This window comes from Halosimplex amylolyticum (assembly GCF_051414035.1).
In the GTDB taxonomy this organism is placed as follows: Archaea; Halobacteriota; Halobacteria; order Halobacteriales; family Haloarculaceae; genus Halosimplex; species Halosimplex amylolyticum.
The window spans coordinates 94,385-107,055 of the sequence record NZ_JBLKNW010000006.1 but is presented as its reverse complement, the minus strand read 5'-3'; the positions used below and the strand labels follow the sequence as shown (position 1 = coordinate 107,055).

Annotated in this window: 17 protein-coding genes, 1 tRNA gene, 1 other RNA gene and 1 pseudogene; 7 read left to right on the top strand and 13 right to left on the bottom strand. The window is 67.8% G+C overall.

All coding sequences use genetic code 11. The features are described 5' to 3' along the window. Positions 1-82: 82 nt before the first annotated feature. From ACMGFE_RS20290 to ACMGFE_RS20270, 5 genes are all read right to left on the bottom strand, one after another. Positions 83-1,708 (bottom strand): DUF7845 domain-containing protein, encoded by a 1,626-nt coding sequence (locus ACMGFE_RS20290; protein WP_436927094.1) that lies wholly within the window; start codon positions 1,706-1,708, stop codon positions 83-85. Between the two features lie 6 nt (positions 1,709-1,714). Further along, complete coding sequence (locus ACMGFE_RS20285; protein ID WP_436927093.1) at positions 1,715-1,858, bottom strand: hypothetical protein; 144 nt, start codon at positions 1,856-1,858, stop codon at positions 1,715-1,717. Continuing rightward, on the bottom strand, positions 1,855-2,055 hold the full coding sequence (locus tag ACMGFE_RS20280) for a sigma factor-like helix-turn-helix DNA-binding protein (protein ID WP_436927092.1): 201 nt from the start codon (positions 2,053-2,055) through the stop codon (positions 1,855-1,857). Before ACMGFE_RS20280 ends, ACMGFE_RS20285 begins: the two co-directional genes overlap by 4 nt. Further along, entirely contained in the window at positions 2,052-2,282 is a 231-nt protein-coding gene (locus tag ACMGFE_RS20275; protein ID WP_436927091.1) for a hypothetical protein, read from the bottom strand. The genes ACMGFE_RS20280 and ACMGFE_RS20275 overlap by 4 nt, the downstream gene beginning before the upstream one ends. Positions 2,283-2,471: 189 nt before the next feature. Next, a tRNA-Arg gene (locus tag ACMGFE_RS20270) sits at positions 2,472-2,546 on the bottom strand. Between the two features lie 97 nt (positions 2,547-2,643). Between ACMGFE_RS20270 and ACMGFE_RS20265 the strand changes: the two genes are divergently transcribed. From ACMGFE_RS20265 to ACMGFE_RS20255, 3 genes are all read left to right on the top strand, one after another. Next, positions 2,644-3,483 carry a geranylgeranylglycerol-phosphate geranylgeranyltransferase gene (locus tag ACMGFE_RS20265; RefSeq protein ID WP_436927090.1) on the top strand — a complete coding sequence of 280 codons (840 nt, stop codon included), beginning with the start codon at positions 2,644-2,646 and terminating at the stop codon, positions 3,481-3,483. Positions 3,484-3,603: 120 nt separating this feature from the next. Then, complete coding sequence (locus ACMGFE_RS20260) at positions 3,604-4,239, top strand: RAD55 family ATPase (protein ID WP_436927269.1); 636 nt, start codon at positions 3,604-3,606, stop codon at positions 4,237-4,239. A gap of 43 nt (positions 4,240-4,282) precedes the next feature. Further along, positions 4,283-4,693 carry a CoA-binding protein gene (locus ACMGFE_RS20255; protein ID WP_436927089.1) on the top strand — a complete coding sequence of 137 codons (411 nt, stop codon included), beginning with the start codon at positions 4,283-4,285 and terminating at the stop codon, positions 4,691-4,693. 93 nt (positions 4,694-4,786) lie between these two features. Here ACMGFE_RS20255 and ACMGFE_RS20250 read toward each other — a convergent pair whose 3' ends face one another. Beyond that, positions 4,787-5,227 (bottom strand): DUF5798 family protein, encoded by a 441-nt coding sequence (locus ACMGFE_RS20250; protein WP_436927088.1) that lies wholly within the window; start codon positions 5,225-5,227, stop codon positions 4,787-4,789. A gap of 126 nt (positions 5,228-5,353) precedes the next feature. Here ACMGFE_RS20250 and ACMGFE_RS20245 point away from each other — a divergent pair, with 126 nt between their 5' ends. From ACMGFE_RS20245 to ACMGFE_RS20235, 3 genes are all read left to right on the top strand, one after another. Further along, a complete protein-coding gene (locus ACMGFE_RS20245; RefSeq protein WP_436927087.1) occupies positions 5,354-5,773 on the top strand; it encodes a DUF7548 family protein in 420 nt (139 codons plus the stop codon). 91 nt (positions 5,774-5,864) lie between these two features. Next, positions 5,865-6,178: signal recognition particle sRNA (gene ffs / locus ACMGFE_RS20240), an RNA gene on the top strand. Positions 6,179-6,545: 367 nt separating this feature from the next. Next, entirely contained in the window at positions 6,546-7,403 is an 858-nt protein-coding gene (locus tag ACMGFE_RS20235; protein WP_436927268.1) for an alpha/beta fold hydrolase, read from the top strand. 276 nt (positions 7,404-7,679) lie between these two features. On the opposite strand, the gene ACMGFE_RS20230 is transcribed toward ACMGFE_RS20235, so the two are convergent. From ACMGFE_RS20230 to ACMGFE_RS20220, 3 genes are all read right to left on the bottom strand, one after another. Next, entirely contained in the window at positions 7,680-8,543 is an 864-nt protein-coding gene (locus ACMGFE_RS20230) for a mechanosensitive ion channel family protein (protein ID WP_436927267.1), read from the bottom strand. A gap of 89 nt (positions 8,544-8,632) precedes the next feature. Beyond that, entirely contained in the window at positions 8,633-8,881 is a 249-nt protein-coding gene (locus ACMGFE_RS20225; RefSeq protein ID WP_436927086.1) for a YhbY family RNA-binding protein, read from the bottom strand. An 85-nt stretch (positions 8,882-8,966) separates the two neighbouring features. Further along, the gene (locus ACMGFE_RS20220) at positions 8,967-9,251 is read right to left on the bottom strand and encodes a ribonuclease P protein component 4 (protein WP_436927085.1); all 285 of its coding nucleotides are present in this window, start codon (positions 9,249-9,251) and stop codon (positions 8,967-8,969) included. 130 nt (positions 9,252-9,381) lie between these two features. Between ACMGFE_RS20220 and ACMGFE_RS20215 the strand changes: the two genes are divergently transcribed. Further along, complete coding sequence (locus ACMGFE_RS20215) at positions 9,382-10,485, top strand: glycosyltransferase (protein WP_436927084.1); 1,104 nt, start codon at positions 9,382-9,384, stop codon at positions 10,483-10,485. Between the two features lie 129 nt (positions 10,486-10,614). Here the strand turns inward: ACMGFE_RS20215 and ACMGFE_RS20210 are convergent, their stop codons facing one another. From ACMGFE_RS20210 to ACMGFE_RS20195, 4 genes and pseudogenes are all read right to left on the bottom strand, one after another. Next, complete coding sequence (locus ACMGFE_RS20210) at positions 10,615-10,752, bottom strand: DUF8556 family small protein (protein ID WP_436927083.1); 138 nt, start codon at positions 10,750-10,752, stop codon at positions 10,615-10,617. Between the two features lie 99 nt (positions 10,753-10,851). Beyond that, positions 10,852-10,968: pseudogene (locus tag ACMGFE_RS20205) on the bottom strand (ubiquinol-cytochrome c reductase iron-sulfur subunit); the annotation flags it as partial. Positions 10,969-11,051: 83 nt separating this feature from the next. Beyond that, complete coding sequence (locus ACMGFE_RS20200) at positions 11,052-11,957, bottom strand: winged helix-turn-helix domain-containing protein (protein ID WP_436927082.1); 906 nt, start codon at positions 11,955-11,957, stop codon at positions 11,052-11,054. 47 nt (positions 11,958-12,004) lie between these two features. Beyond that, positions 12,005-12,667 carry an HD domain-containing protein gene (locus ACMGFE_RS20195; protein ID WP_436927081.1) on the bottom strand — a complete coding sequence of 221 codons (663 nt, stop codon included), beginning with the start codon at positions 12,665-12,667 and terminating at the stop codon, positions 12,005-12,007. Positions 12,668-12,671 lie beyond the last annotated feature (4 nt).

Here is a 12,671-nt window from a genome sequence, read left to right as displayed (position 1 = left end):
ACAGCTGGATAGCACAAATCCAGTTGGATAGTACCCGGAAAACAGGGGTGACGGACAGTGATGCCTCTACTCGGGCGGGCTGCTACCCGGTATTCAGGAACCGCCAGGCGTCGCTGATCGAGCCGTCACCAAACCGGACTTGCGCCTCTCGGTATCGCTGCTCGGGCATCCCCGCGTCCTTCCAGACACGGAACCCCTCTCGAATCGACTCGCCCACGTTGCTCGCGACCGTGCCCTCGAACCGGAGCGTCATCCGGGCTTCGCGGGCATCATCAACGTCGACACCGTGGCGGGCAGCCCAGGCGATGAACGCACTCATCGTCTCGTTCAGCCCACGCTCGGCGGCTTCCATCGCCTTCGCCGTCGTCTCCGCGGCCCGTTCCAGGCTGTCGCGCGCCTCGTCGACAGCGGCGTGAACCATCTCGGCGACGTACTCCGAGCGCAACGACACCGACGCATACTCGCGCTCAACGAGATCGTCCATCTCCCGGAGCGCCCGCCGGACAGATTCAACGTGCCGGCCGTGAGTGTCCGCGATATCCGCTGGTTCCACTTGGCCGCCGTCTGTCACCAGCGTCTCCATCGCCTCCCACTGCACGGGCGAGAGGCCGTCTGCGAGGTGACGAACCACAACGCTCTCCTGGGACTGTTCGACCCGAGTTAGGTCCAGCCCGATGGGTTCGGGACCACTCTGGTCGACAGCCGGCTCGAAGTACGCATCGGCGACGAACGGCCCATGCCCATCGCTCGGGGCGACGTCCAGACCGGCGTCGGCCAGCACCGACAACACGGTCTGATCGAGCTCTCGCTGCAGTCGGTCGAGATCTCGCCAGCGGACCGTCTCGTCGTTCTCCAGCAGCGACGCCTGGAGCGACGCACCGACCTTCGGATGGGACAGCGGGTGATCGTCCGGCATCGACGCCGCTTCACGAGCGTAGTAGTGCTTCACCTCTTTCGGCAAAGCGTGGTCGGGGAACCCCTCGCGCACTCGACTCGCGTCGAGCGTCGCAGTGTGGTAGTAACCGGGCAGGTTCCGGCCGCGCTCATCGTCGTCGTTTTGGACGACTTTGCGGTAGCCTGAACGGTCGCTTTCGAGAAGATGACCCATCGCCGCCAGCGGCCCATCGCGAGCGTGGACCGGGCCGCTCGCGTCCTTGTGGACACGTGCGTACCGCTCGGCGTCCTGAATGTTCGAGTAGGGATGTGGGTCCTCGAAGTACCGCGCCGCGATACCGAGCACGCCGGCGGCGCGGCGGAGCAACTTCGGGTACCGCTCGAACGCGATGTTCGAGCCCTTCACCCGGACGTTAATCCCCTCACCGAACCCGTCGGGGACGGGAATCTCTACGCGCGTCCCATCGCCTTTCTCACCTTTCATCCCAGGCCAGCGCGGTGCTACGTGAGCCGTGAAATCCTGCTGTCCGGCGGAGTCCTGCGACGGATGGCGCATCACCTTGATGCGGTACTCGCGAATGGTCTCGATGCGGAAGTCCGTCCCCTGCGGTGTCTGACTGCCGGGGTGGACGATGTTGCTCTCTTGGTAGGACAGCCGGGCAACCCACCGCTCACCGTCGGCGTGGAACTCCTCGCGACGGGAGCCGCCGGCTTGCTTGACCGCGCTGTCCAACCCGAAGAACGGTGCGAGGCCGTTATCGTTAAACAACAGGTTTGCGTTGAACTCGTGTGGGGCGAGTCGGACGGTGCGCACCTGCGCTCACCCCTCGTAACTGGATTCAGCGACGGCGCGCTGGACCCGCGCCTCGCTTTCTGCGACCGGTTGCTGACCGCTCCAGTCCCAGCGGACGCGCTCGCCTGCCTCCACGTCATAGAGGCGAGAGGCACGGACGAACTCGCTCACGCCGCCTCACCTCCATCGAGACGCCGGCGAGCGCGGCGTAACAGGTTCCCGACAGTGCCGGGCGATCGGCCGGTCTTGCGGGCGTACTCCCGCATCCCGTAGCCGTCCTGCTCGACCGCTTCGTACACTTCCCGCTGAGCGTCCGACAGCGCCGACAGATCCTCTTCGTACTCGAAGAGGGACGACTGGTACCTCACCACCACTCACTCCCGAAACACTCCGGGTTCCCGCACAGGCTGTAGTGGGGATACGCCGCAACGGGAACGTCCGTGAACTCGGCATCTTCTCGGTACTCCGCTTCGACGCACGCCGGCTCGGGGTCGTCAGAATCGGGGTCTACCCGGTGTAGGGTATCGGCGTACTGCGACCGGTTCCGCACGGCCGTCTCGGGGACTTCCTCCCCCTGGCTGACGGCCTGGCTCATGCCTCCACCCCTCCCGTCGGAGACGGGGCTTTGCGTCGGAGAATCGCAGGACGGCGGTGGGCCGCAGTTTGTCCCGACCTTGTGTCAGTCTCAGGGGTCGATTCCGATACGCCAGTATCGGCTGATTCCGGGAATAACAGCGCCGCTACCGGATGAACAGAATTGTATCCGAGTCGGGCTGCAAAGGAATGGGCGCTGCAGGATTTGAACCCGCGACAGCTTGGTCCGAAGCCAAGCACTCTGTCCAAACTGAGCTAAGCGCCCTGCACTCTTTCCTACACGAGCGTTCGTGTTTAAACGTCCCGATCCGTCGCGGCGCCGTCCCGCGCCATTTATGATGCCGTCGGCGAACGGGTGGGACATGGAACGGGCGAAGGGGGTTCTGGAACTGACGCGCCCGGGCAACGCGATCGCCTCGGGCGCGCTGACGGCCATCGGCGCGTTCGTCGCGAGCGCGTCGGCGGACCAACTCCCGGCCGTCGCGGCCGCCGTCGCCGCGACGGTCTTCGCCGTCGCCGCCGGTAACACCATCAACGACTACTTCGACCGCGAGATCGACCGTATCAACGACCCCGGCCGCCCGATCCCGAGCGGCAGGGTCTCCGCCCGCGGCGCGCTCGCCGTCAGCGTCGTCCTGTTCGCGCTGGCCACCGTCTGTGCGCTGGCCCTGCCGACGCTGGCGCTCGCCATCGCCGCCGTCAACCTGCTCCTGCTGCTAGCGTACACGGAGTTCTTCAAGGGGACGCCCGGTGCCGGCAACGCGCTGGTCGCCTACCTCGGTGGCAGCACGTTCCTCTTCGGCGGAGCGACCGTCGAGAACGTCCCGCCGACGGTCGTACTCGCGCTCCTCGCGGCCGTCTCGACGCTCGCCCGCGAGATCATCAAGGACGTCGAGGACGTAGCGGGCGACCGTGAGGAGGGGCTACGCACGCTTCCTGTCGTCGTCGGCGATCAGCGCGCGCTGGGAGTCGCCCTGGGGCTCCTGGTCGTCGCCGCCGCGGCGAGTCCACTCCCGTACCTGCTGGACATGCTCGGCGTCGCCTACCTCGTCGTCGTCGCGCCGGCGGTCGCGCTCATGCTCTTCGCCGGGTACGAGGCGTTCGCCGACCCCGGCGACGGGCAGGAACACCTCAAGTACGGTATGTTTCTGGCGATCCTCTCGTTCGTGATCGGGCGGGGGACGCTCGTTATCTCGGTGTAAGCAGATCCGTCTCCCTGCGGCCGGATTATAAAAAAGATTTTAACAACCGCCGGAACTAATCGATATATATCGCGCGGACCCGCGGCGGTTCGGCGTGGAACGGTGGTGACCTTCGAAGGAATGTACGACCTTGGAACAACGTTCGGGAACGCGACGCTGGCGCCCGGCTCGAACCTTCTGGTTTCCGGCCCGCCGCTCTCCGGGAAGCGTCGCATGGCGCTGGAGATCCTCGCCCACGGCTCCGAACAGGGAGAGGCCGTCATCGTCGTCACCACCCGCGACAGCGCGAGCCGCATCCTCAACGACTACGAGGCGCTCGTGTCCGACCCCGAATCCGTCGACATCGGGATCGTCGACTGCGTCACCAAACACCAGGGCCGGAGCGCGCGCGACACGGACATCGTGAAGTACGCCTCATCGCCCGAGGACATGACGGGGATCGGGATCAAGTTCTCCGAGTTCGTCGAGGAGTTCCGGACCGAGCGCGGCATCGAGAACGTCCGCGTGCTGGTCGACTCGCTCTCGACCCTGTTGATGTACTCGGACGTCCAGACGGTGTTCCGGTTCATGCACGTGTTCACGAGTCGCATCGAGAACGCCGACGCGCTTGGCCTGCACATCATCGAGTCGACGGCTCACGAGGAGGAGACGCTCAACACCCTCCGGCAGCTGTTCGACCACGCCGTCACCGTGGAGGCCGACGGAACGCTGTCGACGACCGTCCCGGACGCGACGGTCGATCGGCTCGACGGCTGACGGCGTCGGCAGTCTTTTGATCGCCTCGCTCCAACGTGCGGCTATGCCAGTCGACTCCGACGACCGACTCCACGAGATCCTCGACGCCGACACCATCGCCGTCGTCGGCCTGTCGAGCACGCCGGGCAAAGCCGCGCACGACATTCCCGCGTACATGCGCGAACAGGGCTACGACGTGATCCCGGTCAACCCCTACGCCGACGAGATCTTCGGCCGCGAGCCGTACGACTCGCTGGCGGACGTCGAGGAGTCGATCGACATCGTCGACGTGTTCAGACCGAGCGACGAGGTTCCCGACATCGTCGACGAGGCGCTCGCCCGCGACGACGCGGCGACCGTCTGGCTCCAGCTCGGGATCACGGACGACGAGGCGGGCGAGCGCGTCGAGGACGCCGGCAGGAACTTCGTCCAGGACCGGTGTCTCAAGGTCGAACACCAGCGACTGCTCGGCTGACCTGGGGCGCTGCGGCGGCCGCCGGTCGCGGCCACGACGTGAGAACGACACCGCGTGTCCGTTCGCGTCTCGTTTCTCCTGCTCGCTCGCGCTTCAGGCACCGGTGCCGCTGTCGCCGGCGTCTTCGGCGCTGTCCGCGACAGCGTCCGCCGAAACGTCCCCTTCGCCGTCGCCGGTAGCGCTGCCCTCGTCGTCTGCGGCGGGGCTTCCCTCGTCGGCGGTGGCGTTGTCCTCGCCGTCGCCGACGTCGCCTGCCTCGTCGGCGTCGCCCTCGTCCGGGGCCTCGGCCTCGGGATCGGGCAGTCGCTCGGCGACGAGCGCGTCGACGTCGATGTCCTGTTGCTCGGCCATTGCTTCGACGATCACGCGCTGTTCGGCGAGTTCGCGGTCGATCGATTCGATCTGGTCGCTCGTGCTCTCGACTCGCTCGCGCACGTCCTGGACCTGCTCGATGACCTGGTTCAGTCGTTCGTAGAGTTTCTCCGCGATGTCCGCGACGCGGCTGATCTTCTTGGCGGTGTCGCCGAATGGCATGTCCCCGGCTTCGGCGTCCCGCGTTGTCGGCTTTTCGACTCGGCAGTCGGGTCTCACGGCCGGTTCGTCTCCGGCGTCGGACCGGAAACCACCGTCGTTAAAACTGCAGCGTCCGCAGACACCGCCATGAAGCAGACGCGGCTCGCGCCGCTGGTCGGCGTCGTCGGATGCGTTCTCGTGCTCGTGTCGCTCGCCGTCCCGTACGGGCTGGTGCGAACCGCCCCGGCGTCCGCCGTCGGGACCTACTACGGCGAGGGCGTGCTGAACCCGCTCGTCGGCGGGATATTCGCGCTCGTGACGGCGATCGTGCTCGCCGCGGGTCGCGACGAGCGGACCGACCCGCCGCTCGCCGCGGGAGTCGGGATCGCGCTCGGTGGGTTCACGTTCGTCGTGACGGCGCTGTGGGCCGCGACGGTCCCCCAGCAGGTGGTCTTCGACATGGACGCGCCAGCGATCATCACCTACCACCGGTGGGCGAGCGCGGCCGTCGCGCTGGTGATCCCGACGGCGAGCCTCTGGTGGTCGCGGACCCTCGGACTTCTCTGAGCCGGTGACGAGCGCTGTTCGCGCGCCGGGATCGGTGGACCGCCTGACGGCGGAGACCCGAAAGGCCCTTATGGGGGACGGCGGTACCTCAGAGTGGACTAGGCCGGGCAGCTAGGCCCTGCTCGTCACCCGCGGTATGGCCTTCAGCGGGGGCCGAATCCCGGGTGCGTCCGGACAGACGGGCGTGGGCCCCGCGAGCCAACGTGGAAGCCTCGTCCTGCGGGGACGGCGGTCCACGGCTTCGCGTCTGCAGGGACGCGCGGCCGTGGTTGATCGAGGGTACTCCGTCAGGCGCGGAAGCGAGCAGCGGACCCTCGGACACCCGTCGCTCGCAGGGTCGCGGGGTGGAGGAGGCAAGCGGGATTCCCCGCGTCCGAACGACCGGGCAACCCCGGGCGTCCGACCATTCATACTGCCACCATCTTTTTCCCGGAGAGGTATCCTCGCTCGCTTCGCTCGCTGCGGGTACCTCTCCAGCAAAAACATGGGTGAAAAAGGCCGCTCGCGCTCCGCGCGAGCGGTGAACCGGCGCTGCGCTTCGGATGCTCGCGGCAGGCCTGCCCTTCCCCGGGGCGGCCGACGAGACGGCCTCCCGGCCACCGCGACCGCGCTGCACCGCGACCGCGCTGCACCGCGACCGCGCTGCACCGCGACCGCGCTGCACCGCGACCGCGCTGAACTGCGACGGCTTCGCTCCGCCCCACACCGCCCCGCACCACTCCGCACCGCGACCGCTGACGACCTTATCCCCCCGGAGCGCCTACTCGCCGGCATGCCCACCGTCCGAACCAACGACATCGAGACGTACTACGAGCGCCGCGGAGAGGGGCCACCGGTCGTGTTCGTCCACGCGGCGATTCTCGACCGCACCCAGTGGGACGCCCAGGTCGACGTCTTGAGCGACGAGTACTCGGTGATAACTTACGACGTCCGGGGCCACGGCCGGACCGGCGGTTCCGCCGTCGGTCGCTACTCGATCGAGTTGTTTGCCGACGACCTTGCGGCCTTGATCGACGCGCTCGACTTGGAGAAACCCGTGGTCTGCGGGTTCTCGACTGGCGGCTGCATCGCACAGGTCTACGCGGCCCGCCACCCTGACCGGTTGGCGGGGCTGGTCCTCTCGGATACGTTCACGCCAGAACTGCTCTCCCCCCTCGAGTGGCTTCAGCGGTCGGTGATCCCCCGGGCCACGATCCCGCCGGCGCGGATATTCGGCTACGAGCGCGTCGAGAAGGTGATGGTCTGGGTGCAAGAGCGTATCGCCGGCGAGGAGTTTAGCGGCGACTACGGAAACGTCGAGAAACTCCGGGAGACTGGGCCGAGCATGGAAACCGACGAGTTTGCGAAGGTTATCCGCGCCCTGGCGTTCTTCCACCGATCCGCGGTTGACCTCACGGCTATCTCGGTCCCGACGCTCGTCATGTACGGCGAGAACGAGGCGGGATTTGTTCGGACACAGGCCGCTAGACTCGGCGCTGAAATTCCGGACGCGACCGTCCGCGTGATCCCGGGTGGCGGACACGCGTCGAACCTCGACAACCCCGAGTTCTTCACGAACGCGGTTCGGGGGCTGTTGGCGGACGCGTATCCGGCGGAAGCGGCCGAAATGGCGGGTGAAAGCGGAGAGTAAGCGGCAGAGATGCGGCGCTGATCGCGGCGTCGGAGTCGCGGTCGCGGTGGCCGGGAGCACGTGTCGCCGCGAAGCGGCGGCCGTGCGACCCGGGGAAGGGCAGGGCTGCAGGTGTTGCCGGAGAGCATTCGGCGAGCGGAGCGAGCCGATTCACTTCTCGTGAGGGAGCGAAGCGACCGAACGAGAAGGTAGTTTTTCCCCAAGTTTTTGCGGACGGGGGTTCCCGCAGGTCGCCGCAGGCGACCGAGGAAACCCCCGTCCGTAAAAAGTGGTTTCTCAGTCGTCGCCCGCCGCCGGTTCGGCGACGCCCTCGACGTTCGAGAGCTCGATGCCGCCGTGCAGGTCCCGCTGGGGGTAGGGGATGTTGATGCCGGCGTCGTCGAAGCGGTCCTTGACGGCGGTGACGTACTCGCCCTGGATGCGGACGAAGTCCGACCGACTGGGGTTGTCGATCCAGAAACGCGACTGGAGGCCGACGTATGAGTCGGCGAGTTCGGTGAGCCGGACCGAGGGCTCGGGGTCGCTCATGATGCCCTCGTGCGCGTCGGCCTCGTCGAGGATGATCTCGGTGGCCTCGTCGATGTCGTCCTCGTAGCCGATGCCGAAGACGAACTTCAGTCGGAGTTCGTCGTTCGCGACGGGGTTCTTGATGACGTCCTCGGTGAGATTCGAGTTCGGGACGGTCAGCAGTTCGTTGTCGAAGGTGCGGACGCGAGTGACGCGGAGGCTGATGTCCTCGACGACGCCCGCGTGGTCGCCCCACTCGATCCAGTCGCCGATGCGGAACGGTCTGTCGGTGAAGATGAACACGCCGGCGACGAAGTTCTTGAGCACGTCCTGCATGGCGAACCCGATGGCGAGCGTGGCGGCCGCGCCGATGGTCGCCAGGGCGGTGAGGATGTTGCCGTAGCCGGCGAAGGCGAAGGCGGCGCCGATAGCGACGAAGACGATGAGAATACCAGCGAGCTTCTGCAGGGGCCGGCGGGCGTGCATGTCGAGGTCGCGCGCGCTCAACAGGCGGTCGACCAGCGGCATGAGGAAGAGACGGCCGAGCAGGTAGATGGCGACGAACGCGACGACGAAGGTGATGGCGGAGCCGACGGCGCCCGCCAGCGGCGCGTCGAGGCCGACGACCTCCATCAGGAAGTCTGCGATCGGACCCGGTGTGTCGCCCTCGACCGGTTGTTGCTGGAGCGGCGTGATCGGCCCGACGCCGGATGTACCCCTGGTCATCGCTCGAACACCGCGGTGTGACCCCGGCTGCGGACCACCTCTGCGTTGACCCGCTCGGCCAGGTCGGCCGCGAGCTCCTCGGTCGTGGTTCCGCCCCGGGCCGCCCGGAGGAACTTCGCCTTGACGAAGTCGCTGTCCTGTAACTGGTCGTTCAGTTCGTCTTCGACGGGGTCGAGGCCGTTCTTGCCGACCCAGACCGTCACGTCGAGTTCGTGGATCCGCTGTGCGCGAGATGAGTCGCTCATGTCTCTACTACTTGGAGTGAAGCCGTTCAAAGGTTACGGGTGCTGACGGCGGGAATTCGACGGTCGACTCGCGCTCCAGCGGGCGTCAGTCGTACGGATACCGGGCTTGCGCCCCGCAGTCGCAGGTCACGACGACGTGGCCGTCCTGCAGGCGCACGCGAGCGTTCCGCCCGGGGCGGAGGTACGCGTCGCAGCTGTCGCAAGTGAAGCGGGTGAACTCGGGCGGGAGGCCGATCCGGTTGCGCTCGGCGATGCGGCGCGCGCGGCGGACGTAGCGGCGGGCGCGGTCCTCTCGGCCCGCGAGCGTGGCTTCCTCGGCGAGTTCGCGCAGGCGGTCGATGCGCTCGCGGGCGACGGTCTCGGTATCCATCCGGTCGTGGGTACGTGCCGCCGACCGGCAGGTATACTTTGCGTTCGTGTGCGGCCGGGCGGCGCCGCGCGCGGCTGGCCGGCGGTCGAGATGACAACGCATTAAGCCCCGGTTAGCATACGATGGCTCCATGGACCTGCCGAGGGTGGCTGCGTTCACGGACACCTACCTGCCGACGCACAACGGTGTCACCTACACCGTCCAGACGTGGCGGGACCGCTGGCACCGGCGCGGCGGCCGCATGGACGTGGTCTACCCCGACGGCGACCACCACGCGGGCGAAGGCGAGTACCCCGTCAGTAGCCTCCCCTTCCCCTTCTACGAGGGCTTCCGCGTCGGCGTCCCGGGCGTCCCGGAAGCCGTCGACAACGCGGAAGTCGTCCACGCCCACTCGCCGTTCAGCCTCGGCCTCGCGGGGATGCGCCTCGCCCGGAAACACGACCTGCCGATGGTCGCCTCGTATCACACCCCGACGAGCGAGTACGCCGAGTACCTCGCGTTCACCCGTCCGATCGAACGCGCGGTCGAGCGCAGCGCCGAGGAGTACGAGCGGCGCTTCCTCGACCGGACGGACGTGGTCGTCGCGCCGAGCGAGCGCACGGCCGACCACGTCCGGGACACCGTCGGCACCGCGACGACCGTCGAAGTCGTCTCGAACGGCGTCGACGTCGACTTCTTCCGCCCGGTCGAGACCGAACGCTTCCGCCGGCGCCACGACATTCCGGACGGGCCGCTGGTCGGGTACACCGGCCGGCACGGCTACGAGAAGAACCTCGAAGCGATCGTCGATGCTACCGAGGGACTGGACGCGACGCTCGTGTTCAGCGGCGACGGGCCGGCGCGCGCCGACCTGGAACGCGCCGCCGACCAGGCGGACGTGGACGCACACTTCCTGGGTTGGGTCGACCGCGAGGAACTCCCCTCGTTTTACTCGGCGCTCGACGTGTTCGCGTTCCCGAGCCCCGTCGAGACGCAGGGGATCGCCGCCCTGGAAGCCAACGCCTGCGGCACTCCCGTCGCCGGCGTCGCGAGCGCGGCCCTCGCAGACACGATCGACCAGGGCGAAACCGGCTACAAGGCGCCGCCGGACGACGTGAGCGCCTTCCGGGACGTCATCGAGCGGACGCTCGCCGAACGCGACCGGCTCGGCGAGGAGTGTCTCGCCCGCCGGGAGTCTATCAGCGTCGAGCGCTCGGTCGACCGCCTCGCCGACGTCTACGACCAGTTGCTCTAATCGTCAGTTCTCGTCGGACGCTCCCCCGCACAGCCTCGCGCCCATTGCGACGCCGAGGGCGATCCCACTAACTGTCGCTGTCCGTCGAGGCGTTCGGGCGGAAAACTGTCGGGACGTTCCCGGGGGCGATCAGGTCGTGTCGGCTTCGGGGTTGTTCGCTCGGCGGTAACTGCCGACCATCTTCCACAGCGTCTTGTCGACGTCGCCGTCCGAACACTCTGTCTCGATCTGGCGGTACAGGTCTTCCGAGACGGTGATCTCCGGCATCACCTCCACGTTGGGGGCAGATACTGAAAAGCCTCCTGTGAGTCGGGAACGAGTAAATTTTCGAGGGTGTCGCTCCCTCCGGGGTCCGCGACCGCGCGGTCAGCCCTCGGGACGGGGGAACGCGGTGAACACCTTCGAGACGACGTCGAAGGGGTCGTAGATCGACTGGTGGCACTGGCAGTAGACCGCGTTCGCGGCGCCGTCGAACTCGGCCGAGACATCCACGCCCACTACTGGGACCGGGCCGTCCCCGTCGAGGACTCCCTCGCGACGGTCTGAACCCCCCGTGGCCCGCCGGATCAGTTCGTCCCTTCGCTCACGTTTCGCCGTTCGTACTCGATCACGTCGAGATCCTCGTCGAGTGTGAGACCGAGAGCGTCGCCGCCGACTTCGATCGTCGTCTCGACGCGGAGCGGGTCCTCGGAAAGTATCTCGCCGGGCGCATCGACCAGCGCGTCGAGTTCCCAGATCGGGGTGGCCCGGACGTCGATTCCGGCATCGTGAAACAGGGAGACGACTGCCGGGTGATCGATTACCGCCGCTCCGACGGCCGACTGGATGGTACCGCCGCACTCGCGGCACGCGTAGACGACGTTGAGGAACCCGTCGAAGCCGTCGACGTCCGGCCCGTCCATCTCGTCGACGGACGCGTCTATCCGCCCGTGACAGTACGGGCAGAACCCGCGGTTGATCCGCTCGATCTCGCTGAGAAGGTGTTTGTTGTACACCTCCGGGAGATCTTCGACGTCGCGGCGGGCGGCGAGGATGGGCGGCGCCGCCATGTCAGTGATCGTCACGTCGCAGTCGACGCACGCCACGTCCATCTGCCCGTTCGCGTACCCGGCCTCGATGGTCCCGTCGCAGATCGGGCAGTCACCGACTGGCCGCGGTTCGACCGCGGTCTCGTCGTCGGTGTAGACGCCCGAGACGACCGCGCCCACGAGTCGCGATCCGGCGTGCGTCGGCTTGTATCCTCCCTCGGTCTTCCGCACGAACCGGGGTCGCAGCTCCTGCAGGTGGTAGTTGAACTGACCGGAGTCCCGCACGCCCGCCGCGTCCCTGACGTCCGCGAACGACGCGGCCTCGTCCCCGTCCGAGGTCTTCGTCAGGTCCCACACGGCCTGGAGGATCGCGAACCGCGTCCCGTCCGCGACGGCGCTGAACACCTCACTCGGGTCGGCCCGCCCGTCCGTTCCATCCGACATGGCCGCGGGATGCTCGCCGCAGTCGCTTGAATCTACCGTCGCCCGGCTCACCGCTCTGGGGCGACCCCGGACTCCCGGTCGAATCGCGCGAAGAACTCGTCCATGAAGCGACGCCGCGACGCTCCGAGGCGGCGGCCCGGCTCGGTGTGGAGGGCGGCGAGGCGCTCGGCGGCCGACTTCCGGAGGAGCGCCACGTCCGGGCAGTCCGGCGGGTCGTCGGCCACCGACACGTCGTCGATGGCCGCGTACCGCTCGCCGGCTCTCCCCGATCGCTCGCCGACGATACAGGCCAGGCGGACGATGCCGCGGGCGCCGGTCGCGTCCAGTTTGTCCGCGTCGAAGAGCAGTCTCGCCTCGGGCGTCTCCGGTTCCGGGGAGCTCGACCGGATGCTGTGCGCCCGGATGCAGTCCGCGACGGCGTCGATCCGGTCGGCCGACACGCCTTCGCGTTCGAGCAGATCCGCCGCTTCGACCGCCGCCCACCGGTCGTGGTCGTCGATCTCGCCGGTTCGTTCCAGCGGACGACCGATGTCGTGCAGCCAGGCCGCCGCGGCGAGGCAGTCGCTGTCGACGGGTTCGTCCAGGTCGACGGCGAGGCGGACCGCCACGTCGCGGACCCGCCGAGCGTGGAACTCGTCGTGGGCGGGGAGGGCGTCGTCGTAGTACGGCAACGCGAGCCGTCGCGCGATCGGTTCGAGACTCCCGGTCATCGAA